Here is a 13,267-nt window from a genome sequence, read left to right as displayed (position 1 = left end):
ATATCGTATCTTAGTTGATAAGAGTTTTAGATTTGTTGAGAAGGTTACACATGGACACCTTCTTCACGGTTTACATCAATACGATTGGAATGATGCAGCTTTTCATATTTTTGTTTAGCGGCGCAACATAATGCGGTACGGATAATTTATGATCCACCTATTGCTGCCTTGGCCGACATCAACCACATCCGCATGAGGATGTGGTTTTTGCTTTTTCTAACCATTGAAAAACGGCGAAAAAGTAAGCGAGAATAGGCCAACTTAACGAGCCGATTGTGTTTAAACGGATTTATTCACCAAAAAGGCGGATTTTCCCATTTAGTCCGACTTTCTAGCGTTTTACATTGAACTGCGAAGGAGGATATGATTAGCACATGACTGGCCGGTCATATGGCTGCAAGACGCCGAATCAACGACATGGCCGCTTTTAATCGGTTCATGAAGGAGTGAAAGGATGCCGAAAGAAACATTTCTGAATTTGAGCGAAGAAAAACAGGAAAAAGTGATGAGGGCGGCCATTCACGAATTTTTAACGTATGGCTTCGAACGCGGGAACGTGGGGGCGATTGCAAAACAAGCTGGCATTGCCAAAGGCAGTATCTATCAATATTTCGACGATAAAAAAGAAATTCTATTGCATTCGGTCCGCTGGTCATTGGAGCTGCTTATGAAGAAATACAGTCATTTTATGCCATTTCAATCCAATAATGGCGGATTCTTCGAGATGATCAATGTTACGTTGGATCATGCATGGATTCAAGTCAAAGAGGAGCATGAAATTGCCTTGTTCCTGCAAGAAGTACTGCTTGGAACGTTCAATCCCGTTGCAGCCGAAACCAGGGATACCATGCGAGTGGCTTCGGAGCTTGTATTGCTTAAATTGATTAAGGACGGTCAGACTAATGGCTATTTTAGAAAAGACATTGACGACCATATGCTAGTCCTATTTCTATCTGGTGCAACTTTCCGGTTTAAAGAATATTTTCTTAACCAGGTTAAAGAAAGCGGGAAAGAGCTATCCGATGAACACTTGGAGAAATACAAAAGTGAGCTTAAATCGCTGTATGCATTAATCTTAAACGGAATGGGAGTGAAATAAATGTTCGTACATGCGGAAAACGTTACAAAAAGCTACGATTCAGCGGACGTAATCACAACCGTGCTAAAAGGAGTCGACTTGGGACTCGATCGTGGAGATATCGGGGTTATTCTAGGACCGTCGGGCTCCGGCAAATCAACGCTGCTCAATATTTTAGGCGGAATCGACCGTGCCAATTCGGGCAAAGTGACCGTAGACGGCGTCGATGTTTCCAGCTTAAACGATAATCAGCTGGTGGAGTATCGAAGAGAGCGGGTCGGCTTTATTTTTCAATTTTACAATTTGATCCCTAACCTGACCGTTGGCGAGAACGTGGAAGTTGTCTCGAATATCAGCAAGTCTCCTTTAAATATTGACCAAGTATTGAAGGCCGTTGGCATGTTGGAGAAGAAAGCCCGATTTCCGAAGGAGTTAAGCGGCGGGGAACAACAACGAGTTTCCATTGCCAGAGCGGTCGTCAAAAATCCCAAGCTGTTGTTGTGCGATGAGCCTACAGGTGCGCTTGATTTTCAAACCTCGAGAGAGATACTAAAGCTTCTGCAGCAAATCAATCAAGATTTCGGCACGACGATTCTCATGATTACCCACAATACAGCGATTAGCGCGATGGCGCACAGGGTGTACAAAGTTAGAAGCGGAGAAATCGTAGAAAGCTTCGTTAACGAAGCAATTGTCCCTGCGGAAGGGATTGAATGGTGATGATCATTAACAAGAAGGTAAGCAGAACGATACTGGAAAGCAAAGCCCAGTATCTGGGGTCGATCGTGTTGATTGTGCTTAGCTGCCTGCTTTATACGTTGATGAATCAGACCAGCTACAACACAGATTCCGGCACTTTGGCTTTCGTGAATGACTATGTCCAGGAAGACGCCAGCTTTGTTGCCGATAAGAGGCTTAGCAATATCGCGGAGCTTGAATCAAAGTTTGGCTTGCTGATCGAGGAAGGCGAATCATTCGACTATGCCGCTTCGGAGGAACGGACGCTTCGAGTATTTGCTGAAATGACGAAGGTCAATAAGTATGCGGTCATCGAAGGCAAGCCGTTAGCCGGAAACGATACTTTGGTCGATCCGGCATACGCTAAAGCGAACCATATTGACATCGGGGATACAATCGACATCCATGACAGGAAGTTTAAGGTAACAGGTTTCATGTCGCTTCCGAACTACATTTATCCGGTGAAAAAGGAAACCGACGTGCTGAATTCACCGGGTTCTTTCGGGATTGCCGTCATCGGAAAGGACGATTTTACCGAGTTTCAAACAGATAATCGCTTTTATAGCGTGAAAGTGGTAGACGATGAAGGGGATGAGGAGCATCGGCTCGAGGAATTGAAGAGTTATCTGAAAAACGAGCAAATCGTAATACTGAAGTGGACGAACACGAACGAGAATCCAAGAGTGACGTTGGCCACTGCAAAGATGAATAACATGAAAAACATAGGATCCCTGATGCCGGTCGCTATCCTGCTCTTAACCTGTTTGCTGACGGCTGTCGTTATGCGGCGAATGATGAAGCGAGAGGCCGTCATTATTGGAACTCTCTACGCTCAAGGCTATCGAAAAAGCGAAATCATGAGTCATTATCTCTGGTATCCGTCCATTGTCGCCGCTGCCGGGGGCATTGCCGGAACGGCGCTTGGGCTCGCCGCATTAAATCCTATGCTTACTTACATGGTAGGGTATTTTAATATTCCGATTGCATCTGTAAAAGTCAATACTGCACATCTCGCGATTAGTCTTTTGCTTCCTATTGTTCTGCTGCTCGCAAGCGTCTATATCACCATCCGCAAATCGCTCGGCCATACGCCGGTCCAGCTTCTGCGAGGGGGAGAGGATACACGCAAGGTCGGCTTTATAGAAAGACGATTGAATTTGAACAAGCTGAAGTTCTCGACGAAATTCAAAGTCCGTGAGCAGTTGAGAAGCATACCAAGAAGCATCTTCCTCTTGCTTGGCGTAACAATGGCTACGATGCTGCTGTTGCTGGGATTCACTCTAAAGAGCTCGATGGATTTCTTGATGAAGGACACCTACGAAGCGGCTTATAAGTTTAAGCATGAGTATTGGTTTAACAAACTGCAGGAAGGTAAACCAATGGAGGGAGGCGAAGCATTCTCGGCGGCGCCGTTTATGAGGGAATCGGGCGATAATGACGGCTTTACGGTATATGGGGTCGAACCATCTTCGCAATCGTTATCGTTCAAAGACCCGGACGGCAAGCCGTTGACCTTCGATAAAGTAATCGTTACGAAACCGTTGGCAGACCGGCTGAAAATCAAGCTTCATGAACCGATCGAAATCGCAGGCAAATTGGATTCCAAATCCTACACGATTACGATCGAAGCGATAGCCGACAGCTATATTGGTGAATTTATCTATCTGCCTCTGTCGGCATTTAACGAGATGCTGGGGTACCCTGCGGACAGCTATTTAGGACTATGGAGTCAGCAGCCGCTCGAATTGGCAGAGGACAGTCTGCTAAGCACTTCGTCTTCCGACGAACTTCAACAGGCATTCAAATCCTTGACCGGACCGATGCAGGCGATGTTCGGCGTCATTTCCATCCTATCCTTTATCATCGGGCTGTTCGTGATCTACGTCGTTACATCTCTAATCATCGAGGAGAACAAGGACAACATCTCGCTAATGAAGGTGCTGGGCTATCGGAAGAAAGAGGTTTATTCCCTTATTCTTAACAGCTCCACGATCATCGTACTGCTTGGATTCATCATCGGTGTACCGTTGCTGCTCTCTTCCTTAAAGGCAATGTACGGCTCTATAGCTGCTTCAACGAGCTTTATTATGCCCGTGAAGGTAGATTATGTTTACGTAGCTGTCGGATTCGTCATGATTTATCTGATCTTTGAATTATCAAAAGCATTAAGCAAAAAGAAAATCGCGCGGATTTCAATGGCAGATGCGTTAAAATCGAGAGTGGAATAGGGAAAAGGATCTCGATCAAATAGAAGTAGTTCTTAATGAACTCAGCCAACAGTAGTGGGGTAAACTGAATGTATGGTCTGAAAAAGACGAGCTGCTTGCTCGTCTTTTTCTCATTTTTATACTATTTAAGACGATTACGAGCCTTTTGTCGAGCCTGTTGACTTGCTTTCTGTTGAGCCTATGGAGCAGTATAATATTGATAAGTAATGGTATGATAAAGAACGGCGGCCAACTTCAGAATAAAAGTAAATAGCATATCTATCTATAGAACCAATATTAGAATGACCACTCGTTGCATGGGCTGAAAGTTTTATTAAGGGGAGAACTAAATAAGTTATTGGAGAGGAGAATCTAAGGATGTCAGATGAGTTTTCGGAACTAATCGCCATGCAGAAGTCTCGAAAGAAACCGTTGGAAGGTGATGTGTTCGTCATTCAACCAAAGGAAAATCATTATTATTTTGGCAAGGTAATCAAAACGAAGATAGTAAGTAAAAATATCATGTTTTCAAATATGAACTTAATATTTGTATATAATTGTCTTTCAATTAATAAAGAGATACCCTCTGAATTAGATGAGTCTGAATTATTGTTACCGCCAACTGTAGTGAATTTTCAAGGTTGGTTACAGGGGTACTTTGAAACGGTGGAAAATCAGCCTATAACAAAGAAAGAATCAAATATGGACTTCGGTTTTTTTGATGATTTCGAGAATCAAGATAAGTTTTACAATTTGGAAGGAGATCGCATGCTTTATAAACCTCGTTATACACGTTTTCATGGCCTGGCAAGTTATGGATATGTCGGAAGAGAAGTTCATCGAGTGCTGTACGGAAAAGAGTATCATTAAGTAGGTAAGAGATGGAGTTCTTGTCAACCCGACATAAAGGTAGTGCTGATTTGCACGAGGAATGGCGTTCGTTAATGGGTTATCCGGTTTTAGACGTGGAAGATCCGACCAAAAAGAAGATGCCTAGTATACAATAAAAAGATAAGAGAAGGAGAAGGAGAGTAATGAATAATAAATGTAATTTAAAATGGGCTGATCTAAACGATCCAGTTAAAACGATAATAGAACACATTGATATTAATTGTTGTGATGAAGAATTTCAAGTTGGAACTAAGTTAAATATACCGTATTTTAAAGGGAGATTCACTCAAGAAATGGCTGATGCCATTCTTGAATATCAATTTTCAACTGAAAATGTAAACGAAAATTGTTATTCTGCCGAACTGCAAGAGGGGGTATTGATGATAAAGTTCGTTAAGCGTCCAGATAGACAATGAAACAAGGTGAGGCGAGTATATGATACTCATTTGCATGGCAAAAAAGACAATCGAGATCTTGATTCCAGCGTTCGAACAGATTGAACCCTTCACGATGGTTACCGAACTCGAGCGGAATAGTAGAGCGACCTCCTGATGGGCTTTTTGAGGCTTTTGACCTCGTGTGCAACCCCATTTTATTGGAGGCGCTCGTTTTTGTTCAAACTCCAAATTATTCGTTTTACAGGAATTCTAACGAAGAACAATAGCGTGGCGATATGGTATTGAAATAAGTATAGGCTATGGGAGGACATAATGATCGATCGAAGGAAAATCAAGCTTTTTAATCATGATATTGAAGATGATCTTAACCATGTCTCCGACACTGAAATACTTATTAATTTCAATAATGCGTTAACTAGCTTATATCCATATTTAATCCCCATTAATGCATTCGCCTACGATGCATGGGATGACATAGTAATTCCATTATTTTATGAAATGGTATATCAGTCTTTCTCTTATAAATATGGCATAACATTGACCCCAGAAGATGTACATGCGTATGAATTTACTCTCTCTTCATATCATGGGAAATGCCATATAGAGTGCATTCCGATCAAGGATTCTTTAGCTGTTTTCAATAATTTTGAGTGGGTGAATATAAGTAAGGTACATTTTGAGGGAGCACTTTTAATTTTTAAATCATTTGGTGACGGTATCAACTTTTTAACAGGAGGCATTAAAAAGGAAGAAACCGCAAAAGTCCATTTTAATTATGTAGAAATTGAAATTGTGAGCGAGGTAACAGGAAGTAAAAGGGAAAGTGAGTTTGAAACCATTTATATCGATGCAAAAGATCTTAAATTTGAATTCATTGCTGATGATTAACTAACCAGGGCATTAAATTAAGAAAGACAAAATGGCAGCTGATCCAGGTGATCAGTTGCCATTTTGATGCTAGACTTTTAATTGGACATATCGAACCGAGAGTGCGACAATAAATGCATTCTTAATCGAGGTGTAAGACATGAAAAAAAAGTACGACAGAGAATTCAAAATGAACACCGTACGACTTATTCAAGAAGAAGGAAAAACGGTGGCGCAGGTAGCCCGCGAACTGGGGATAAGCGAAATCACCCTGTATCGCTGGATGGCAGAATACAAGAAAGACATACAGAGTTCTTCAGATGTAGGGAACAGACGAAGAGTTGCCAACGAACCGACACATATCAGGCTCTTAAAGACCTGACGCAGTTCGGGGAAAACAACGTCTACCCAGTGATGAATCTGGTTTTTAGCACTAACGAGTCTCGTCACGACAGAGTCGCGGTTTGATAGATAGACACGCAGCTCTTAGGCGCTTTTCTTTTCGCAATGATGAATTAATCCATCTACAGGAATGCTAACGGAGACGATAGTTCAGCCATCCAGGAAAGGGCAGTTAGGGTAAAATCAAGTGCGATGAACTAGACATACTCTTAGGCTATTCAATTCGATTTTTGGAGGTTTGGAGACCTTTAAAATTAAGCTATGTTTAACTTAAATGTTGATTATATCTAAAAAAATAACCGCCCGTTAAGGGCGGTCAATCCATTGAGCCTTTGTCTAATCGAATTGAATAAATATTATTATCGTTTGTTAACCAAAACTCAATTGTTCGGTTTAAATTCTTATCAACGTAGCCCATAATATCAAATCCTTGCTCAACTCTTTTGTAAAAATTGTTTCCATAAGCATGAATGATTTTTTCTTTGGAATCTCCAACTTGAATTCCCTTTGAAGTTGAAAATGAACTACTCTTATAAACAATAATTCGAATTATTTTATCATCGTTAAAGTTTGTTGCGAATTTCGTTTCATTCTCCCAAGTGTAGTATTCAAAAAGAGAATTGTTTTTATCTGCATTTGGGGTAGGCTTCAAATCATTAATGCTCTGATTCAGTGACAAATTTCCAATACTCTCTTGGTCAAGATGTGTTGTTTTTACGGTCAAATAATGAGCATTCCGAGGACCCAAATTTACATAAACTTTGAAAGCCAAATATGTTCCAAAACCTATAAGTAAGATTACAAGAGTATAAAGAAGAACTTTCTTAATATTATTCAAGATTATACACTCACTTTCTTATAAGTACCTCTCACTCGAATTTTCACAAAGAACATGACGTTTGGCGTAGTTTTTAGATTTGTTTCGTTAATTGGAAACAAACACGATTCAACTAACATGCTTTTTTATTCGACGTTGTATTTTCATATTCCTTGCTGTCTACATAACGGAACCAAGCCAAATAATGTTGCAAATACTTGGTTGCGACGCCATTATAGCGGTCATCGGCGAGAAATTGAAGCGAAAGTATACCCCCATCGCTTTCGACATATGCATGCCAACTCCTTGATAACGGTTTTACGCTAACGGGATACGTTAGCTTCATACAACCAAGAATACAGCTACCGGCAAGAATAATAGGTAGCTGTTTCTTTCTCTCATCGCATTAAAAGAGCAGAATAGTTTTATATACATTTAAATTAAGAGCATTAACACCTGTATAAATGTGGTATTCTTAAGATGTAAGATAAAACATATGTGGATGGTGATGAATAATTGAGCCTCGCGAATAAAATTACAATAGTAAGAATTGGTATGATTCCACTGTTTCTTTTAGCTTTTCAACAATATCCATCGTGGATAGCAGAGCAAGTAGGATTTCTGAATTACATAAATCATAATGGTTTGTATTGGGCAGTTGGAATTTTTGTTTTTGCATCTGCTACGGACAAACTAGATGGATACATAGCTCGTAAATATAACCAGATAACCAATTTGGGAAAGTTGCTGGATCCACTCGCAGATAAGCTTTTAGTTTCAGCTGCTTTAATTATGATGGTACAGCAAAAAATGATTCCTTCTTGGATTGCAGTTGTAATTATCGGTCGCGAAGTTATGGTATCTGGAATCCGCGTCCTGGCTGCAGCAAAGGGAACTGCACTTGCAGCGGATAAACATGGAAAATTTAAGTTAGTACTCCAAGTAGTCGCTATCATTGCTGTGTTATTAGGGAATTTCCCATTTTCGTATTTTACGAAGTTTCCAATTGACCTGACTATCATGATTATGGCTGTAGTTTTGACCGTATATTCTGGTTACAAGTATATGAAAAACAATTACCGTAAACTACAACTGGAACTATAAAAGTTATTATGTCATTACGCTCTAACGGGAACGTTAGTTCAATAAGCAACCAGGACGAAGCTGCCGGCTCAATCGGCAGCTTCATTGCGTAACAGGTATGTATAGAAGTTCATGTCGTTTTTGTATAGAAGTTCTTGTCGTGAGCTCAAGACAAGAACTTCTATACAAGGCCGTGATCCCCAAAAACATTAGATCGAGTTATTAAACTAACGGGCAGGTTAGCGCAACTTCAGTGAACAATGAACGTATAAATTTAGATGAAAAGTAAGCGGATTCCATAAAATTAGGAGGCTAGTTATAGATGAAAAAATGGATCTTACCGTTCGGCTTGATTGTGATCATCATCTGCGTCGCTTGGATCATGTATGTTAAGCACTCCCGTAACATTGATTTAGAGCTGGCAGGTGTAAAGTATCAGTTAGGTTCGGAAGGGGCGAAATTGGAGACGGAACCTGCAACTGTTGTCATTCAAGGCAAGTTATATACAAGCTTGAAAAATGAGCGAGTATTTAAAGGTGAAGTTCAGATTGTAGGTGAACAAATTCCAGTGCCTCAGGATCAACGTAAGGTAGAAATTCATTTCTCCAAAGATGGCTGGGGATCCATCTCATACCCTTATTTTGTATATGACGAACGTGGAGCTACAATAAGTTCAGATATATATCAGTCACATTCAATATTCGCAAACAAAGACTTCAGTCAGGTTACGTTGCTTCTCAACAATTCTGATCAACAGTCCGTTTCTGAAGATGGAAATACTCAAACTGCATGGAGTTCTGAGAATGGAATGATGTTATCTGCACCCGCATCAACACGTGAGGAAGCTTTGGCGCTATCCGATAAGCTAATGCGCAAATTCTTAAAATCAGATGGAGAACCGTTACATTAACTTGTCCATACTTTATGATTGAGCTAACGGAGAACGTTTGTTAAATGGAACAGCGACAGTCTAGGACTTTTTTCTCGTCCTCAGCTGTCGCTGTTCTTATTTCTAAGTTGATCTAAAAACTTATTTACTGAATCTGACGGTAAAAAATTTCGCAATCCATACACCCTGACATAATGTTGTCAGGGTGCATGGATTAAGATAGGTATTGTAAGCAAAACAAATATACCTGTTACAAGGGGGACATTCCCATGACAAATTCAAGTCATATGATTTCCAAGGTAAGCCAAGAAATTCGGCCGTTCCACATATCCGTGCCGCAAAGTGATCTTGAGGATCTACGGAACCGGTTGTCTCGGACTCGTTGGCCTGACGCGTTAGGCGGAGCAGACTGGAAATATGGGGTTTCGCTGGACTATGTAAAAGAGTTAGCAGTCTACTGGCAGAAAGAATATGATTGGCGCAAATTCGAATCTCGCATGAATGAGTTCAATCAATTCACTACGAATATCGATGGTGCAAACATTCATTTTTTACATGTTCGTTCACCTGAACCTGACGCATTTCCTCTCCTGTTGACCCACGCATGGCCGAGTTCGATTGTTGAGTTCCTGGAACTAATCGGTCCGCTCAGTGATCCGCGCAGCCATGGCGGCGATCCGGCTCAGGCATTCCATTTGGTTATTCCTTCCGTACCTGGATTTGGGTTTTCAGGGCCAGTACTTGAAGCCGGATGGGATATAGCTCGCATAGCAAGGGCATGGGATGTCTTAATGAAGCGCTTGGGATATACGGAATATGGTGCACATGGCAGTGATTGCGGCTCACTTGCGTCCAGAGAGCTGGGAATTCAGAAGCCTGAAGGTCTGCGCGGCATTCATGTGCTGCAGCTGTTTTCTTTCCCTTCCGGAGATCCGGCAGAGATGGCCGACTTATCAGATGAAGATCAGCAGAAACTTCAATTCCTGGCTAATTTTCATGAACGGGCGGGCTTTAATTCAATCCAATCGACACGCCCGCAGACACTCTCCTATGGGCTGGCGGACTCGCCGTCAGGTCAACTTGCATGGATAGCCGAGTTATTTTGCGGCTTTGGCGATCATGTCGATTTTATCGATCGAGATGCATTCTTGACTAATGTTACTTTGTATTGGTTGACCAATACGGCAGAATCGTCCAGTCGCTTGTATTATGAGAATGCGCACAATCACGGGGAGGATCCGCAGGGACCAAATACGACTCCAACAGGAGTGGCTGTGTTCGGACATGATTTTAAATCAATAAAGCGTTATGCTGAACGTGACAACACGAATATTGTGCAATGGTCAGAATTTGAACGTGGAACCCATTTTGCCGCAATGGATGCGCCGGATCTTCTAATTCCTGACATCCAAGCTTTCTTCCGGAGATTCCGTTAACGGTAAACGAAACTGATGTTTAAACAAGAGGGGGGCTATAAACATGAATAAAGTGAAAAAAGCGAAAATCCAAGAAGCAGCAACCGAAATAGAAGCCAGTAAAATATTCAGTAACAGACAGTTAAATCGCGCGCTGCTGGCAAGGCAAATGCTGCTTATTCGTGTGAAGCTCCCCGTCTTGGAGGTCATCGAGAAGCTGGCTGGGATGCAGGCACAATCCCCGATTGCACCTTATTTCGGATTGTGGTCGCGGATTGATGCTTTTCGGCACGAAGAACTGTCCGGGCTATTGCAGGAAAAACAGGTTGTTCGCATGGCGCTGATGCGTTCGACCTTGCACCTGGTCTCTGCGCGTGACGCATTGCAGCTGCGTCCCTTGCTGCAGCCCGTTATGGACCGAGGCTTGAAGGGAGCCTTCGGAAAGCAGTTAAATGGAATAGACCAAGAAGTTCTTGTTGCAGCAGGAAGGGAGATGGTCGAAAAGGAGCCAATGACTTTTCAAGAATTGGGCAGGCGCCTATGTGAACATTGGTCTGGGCTCAATCCGGAGGCCGCAGCGGGAGCGGTTCGGAATAGGGTGCCGTTAGTGCAAATACCGCCACGGGGCATATGGGGGGAAAGTGGGCAGGCCATACATACATCGGTTGAAGTATGGTTAGGCCAACCTTTATCCTCATCACCCGATCCGGAGAGGCTCTTCCGAAGTTATTTGGCTGCATTTGGACCGGCTACAGTCAAGGATATTCAGGCTTGGTCTGGACTCACACGTATTTCTGAGGTTATAAAAACTCTTCGTCCGAATCTCATCACATTCCGGAACGAACGTGGTGAGGAATTGTTCGATCTGCCGGATGCTCCTCGTCCTAATGCTGATACGCCATCTGAACCTAGGTTTCTTGGCGAGTTCGATAATATGCTGCTGTCCTATGCGGACCGCAGCCGGATCATGGATGAGGTGTACCGTAAACGTGTTTTCACATCGAACGGGATCATCCGTGCAACTTTTCTTATCGACGGCTTTGTCGCTGGAACTTGGAAGCTGACATGTGGGAGTAAGGATGCTGCTTTACACATAGAACCATTTCGTGAACTTACCAAACAAGAGCTGGGTGCTCTGTTTGAGGAGGGGACCCGTATGCTACATTTCGCAGTTCCGCAATCGGCTGCCTCAGAAATTATTTTTCACTAACCCATGAGGTCAAAGAAGGTGCGGGCATTCATATGTAGAATAAGGAATGGATTATATTTCCTTGTTCTCGGATTCCTGTAATATAATGGAGGTTGGTCGTTCTATGAAACTGGATCGCTTGCTCGCGATTACCATGACATTATTAAATCAACCTCGCGTCAGTGCTACTGACCTGTCCAAGCGATTTGAAGTTTCTCTGCGAACGATCTATCGTGACATGGAAGCTATAAATCAAGCAGGAATACCCATTGTGTCTTTCGCCGGATCGGATGGAGGATATGAGATTATGCAGGGCTACCGATTGGAAAAGCAGGTATTATCTTTGGATGATTTCTCTTCAATCTATTCAGCCTTGAGAGGAGTACGGTCCGCGACGGATCACATCGAAATAGATCGATTAATTGAACGCATTGGTGCGTTAATGCCGGGTCAAAATACCAGAGATCAGTATTATCTGGATTTCGATTTCAAGCCAGCACCAAACGACAAAGTGCATATGGCATTCAAATACTTAGATAACAATGGTGCGGAGACCGAGCGGAAAGTTGAACCGATGGGGCTTTTCCTTAAAGGATATATTTGGTATCTTTACGGCTATTGTCTGACACGAATGAACATCCGCGTATTCCGCTTGTCTCGTATAGGACAGCTGAGAAGAGACTATACACTTCAAGATGTCGAAAAACAATTCATGAATCGAGCCGATTTTAAAAAAGTACAAGCGGTATTACTCTTTCAATCAGAGATGAAAACCCGGGTGCGTGATGAATTCGGATTCGACCAACTCCTCATGAATTCGGAAGATACCTTGTCACTAACTACGTTCCATTTCGATAAACAGGATTATATTGATCAAATAAAAAGTATATATGGATATGGGTGGACTTAAGTTCCCATGGGAAGAATAAGCTTTTTTCATTAAGCTAACGGAGACGATAGTTCAACGACAGAAGGAGCAGATTGCTACAGCAACTGCTCCTTTGATTTATTAAGCTAACTGGCAGGATAGTTGAATAAGTGTTGGGGTACATTACTTATGGAATAAGGTTAGTTTTTCGTGCTAAGAGTATTTGTAAGTGAGGGCGAATAAAATGAATCAACTTAAACTACTTACCGTATTGTGGAGATTGTTGGTGATAATAGGGGTGGAGTTGTCAAAAAAAGTGCAGTTTGAAAACACCCATATACTAAAATTCCGATTCCGATGTGGAGCGGATGAGTCGGAATTTTAATTCATTCCCGTTTTCTAAGCTGCTGTTGATAGGTATCTTT

13 protein-coding genes and 2 pseudogenes are annotated in these 13,267 nt (G+C 42.1%); 12 read left to right on the top strand and 3 right to left on the bottom strand.

The window, feature by feature from the left end; all coding sequences use genetic code 11:
• Positions 1 to 454 precede the first annotated feature (454 nt).
• From GOM71_RS20730 to GOM71_RS20700, 7 genes are all read left to right on the top strand, one after another.
• Positions 455 to 1,099, top strand: coding sequence for a TetR/AcrR family transcriptional regulator (locus GOM71_RS20730; protein WP_156284539.1), 645 nt, complete (start codon positions 455 to 457; stop codon positions 1,097 to 1,099).
• Entirely contained in the window at positions 1,100 to 1,798 is a 699-nt protein-coding gene (locus tag GOM71_RS20725) for an ABC transporter ATP-binding protein (protein ID WP_156284537.1), read from the top strand.
• Positions 1,792 to 4,044 carry an ABC transporter permease gene (locus GOM71_RS20720; protein ID WP_216651791.1) on the top strand — a complete coding sequence of 751 codons (2,253 nt, stop codon included), beginning with the start codon at positions 1,792 to 1,794 and terminating at the stop codon, positions 4,042 to 4,044. The genes GOM71_RS20725 and GOM71_RS20720 overlap by 7 nt, the downstream gene beginning before the upstream one ends.
• A 357-nt stretch (positions 4,045 to 4,401) precedes the next feature.
• Positions 4,402 to 4,893 (top strand): immunity 26/phosphotriesterase HocA family protein, encoded by a 492-nt coding sequence (locus GOM71_RS20715; protein ID WP_156284534.1) that lies wholly within the window; start codon positions 4,402 to 4,404, stop codon positions 4,891 to 4,893.
• Positions 4,894 to 5,057: 164 nt separating this feature from the next.
• Positions 5,058 to 5,330, top strand: coding sequence for a hypothetical protein (locus GOM71_RS20710; RefSeq protein ID WP_156284532.1), 273 nt, complete (start codon positions 5,058 to 5,060; stop codon positions 5,328 to 5,330).
• A 294-nt stretch (positions 5,331 to 5,624) separates the two neighbouring features.
• The gene (locus tag GOM71_RS20705; RefSeq protein ID WP_156284530.1) at positions 5,625 to 6,200 is read left to right on the top strand and encodes a hypothetical protein; all 576 of its coding nucleotides are present in this window, start codon (positions 5,625 to 5,627) and stop codon (positions 6,198 to 6,200) included.
• 139 nt (positions 6,201 to 6,339) lie between these two features.
• Positions 6,340 to 6,561 carry a transposase gene (locus GOM71_RS20700; protein WP_156284528.1) on the top strand — a complete coding sequence of 74 codons (222 nt, stop codon included), beginning with the start codon at positions 6,340 to 6,342 and terminating at the stop codon, positions 6,559 to 6,561.
• Here the strand turns inward: GOM71_RS20700 and GOM71_RS24550 are convergent.
• The 3 genes and pseudogenes from GOM71_RS24550 to GOM71_RS20690 form a co-directional block, all read right to left on the bottom strand.
• Positions 6,489 to 6,665, bottom strand: a pseudogene (locus GOM71_RS24550) (IS110 family RNA-guided transposase); the annotation flags it as partial. The gene GOM71_RS20700 and the pseudogene GOM71_RS24550 overlap by 73 nt on opposite strands.
• 232 nt (positions 6,666 to 6,897) lie before the next feature.
• Positions 6,898 to 7,419: a hypothetical protein gene (locus GOM71_RS20695; RefSeq protein WP_156284526.1), complete on the bottom strand. Its 522-nt coding sequence runs from the start codon at positions 7,417 to 7,419 to the stop codon at positions 6,898 to 6,900.
• A gap of 120 nt (positions 7,420 to 7,539) precedes the next feature.
• Positions 7,540 to 7,639, bottom strand: a pseudogene (locus GOM71_RS20690) (IS1595 family transposase); the annotation flags it as partial.
• A 275-nt stretch (positions 7,640 to 7,914) separates the two neighbouring features.
• Here GOM71_RS20690 and pgsA point away from each other — a divergent pair.
• The 5 genes from pgsA (at position 7,915) to GOM71_RS20665 (ending at position 12,884) form a co-directional block, all read left to right on the top strand.
• The gene (gene pgsA / locus GOM71_RS20685; RefSeq protein ID WP_156284524.1) at positions 7,915 to 8,502 is read left to right on the top strand and encodes a CDP-diacylglycerol--glycerol-3-phosphate 3-phosphatidyltransferase; all 588 of its coding nucleotides are present in this window, start codon (positions 7,915 to 7,917) and stop codon (positions 8,500 to 8,502) included.
• 301 nt (positions 8,503 to 8,803) lie between these two features.
• A complete protein-coding gene (locus GOM71_RS20680; protein ID WP_156284522.1) occupies positions 8,804 to 9,391 on the top strand; it encodes a hypothetical protein in 588 nt (195 codons plus the stop codon).
• A 248-nt stretch (positions 9,392 to 9,639) separates the two neighbouring features.
• Positions 9,640 to 10,806 carry an epoxide hydrolase family protein gene (locus GOM71_RS20675; protein ID WP_156284520.1) on the top strand — a complete coding sequence of 389 codons (1,167 nt, stop codon included), beginning with the start codon at positions 9,640 to 9,642 and terminating at the stop codon, positions 10,804 to 10,806.
• Between the two features lie 43 nt (positions 10,807 to 10,849).
• Positions 10,850 to 11,995 (top strand): winged helix DNA-binding domain-containing protein, encoded by a 1,146-nt coding sequence (locus GOM71_RS20670; RefSeq protein WP_156284518.1) that lies wholly within the window; start codon positions 10,850 to 10,852, stop codon positions 11,993 to 11,995.
• Positions 11,996 to 12,098: 103 nt separating this feature from the next.
• Positions 12,099 to 12,884 carry a helix-turn-helix transcriptional regulator gene (locus GOM71_RS20665; protein WP_156284516.1) on the top strand — a complete coding sequence of 262 codons (786 nt, stop codon included), beginning with the start codon at positions 12,099 to 12,101 and terminating at the stop codon, positions 12,882 to 12,884.
• Positions 12,885 to 13,267: the final 383 nt, after the last annotated feature.

The organism is Paenibacillus sp. NEAU-GSW1 (assembly GCF_009737085.1).
GTDB lineage: Bacteria > Bacillota > Bacilli > Paenibacillales > Paenibacillaceae > Pristimantibacillus.
This window is presented reverse-complemented; position numbering and strand designations above follow the sequence as displayed.

Coding starts and splice junctions, on each gene's coding strand:
- GOM71_RS20710 (WP_156284532.1), top strand. CDS start 5,058: ATGAATAATAAATGTAATTTAAAATGGGCTGATCTAAACGATCCAGTT.
- GOM71_RS20725 (WP_156284537.1), top strand. CDS start 1,100: ATGTTCGTACATGCGGAAAACGTTACAAAAAGCTACGATTCAGCGGAC.
- GOM71_RS20675 (WP_156284520.1), top strand. CDS start 9,640: ATGACAAATTCAAGTCATATGATTTCCAAGGTAAGCCAAGAAATTCGG.
- GOM71_RS20720 (WP_216651791.1), top strand. CDS start 1,792: ATGGTGATGATCATTAACAAGAAGGTAAGCAGAACGATACTGGAAAGC.
- GOM71_RS20705 (WP_156284530.1), top strand. CDS start 5,625: ATGATCGATCGAAGGAAAATCAAGCTTTTTAATCATGATATTGAAGAT.
- GOM71_RS20715 (WP_156284534.1), top strand. CDS start 4,402: ATGTCAGATGAGTTTTCGGAACTAATCGCCATGCAGAAGTCTCGAAAG.
- GOM71_RS20665 (WP_156284516.1), top strand. CDS start 12,099: ATGAAACTGGATCGCTTGCTCGCGATTACCATGACATTATTAAATCAA.
- GOM71_RS20730 (WP_156284539.1), top strand. CDS start 455: ATGCCGAAAGAAACATTTCTGAATTTGAGCGAAGAAAAACAGGAAAAA.
- GOM71_RS20670 (WP_156284518.1), top strand. CDS start 10,850: ATGAATAAAGTGAAAAAAGCGAAAATCCAAGAAGCAGCAACCGAAATA.
- GOM71_RS20680 (WP_156284522.1), top strand. CDS start 8,804: ATGAAAAAATGGATCTTACCGTTCGGCTTGATTGTGATCATCATCTGC.
- GOM71_RS20700 (WP_156284528.1), top strand. CDS start 6,340: ATGAAAAAAAAGTACGACAGAGAATTCAAAATGAACACCGTACGACTT.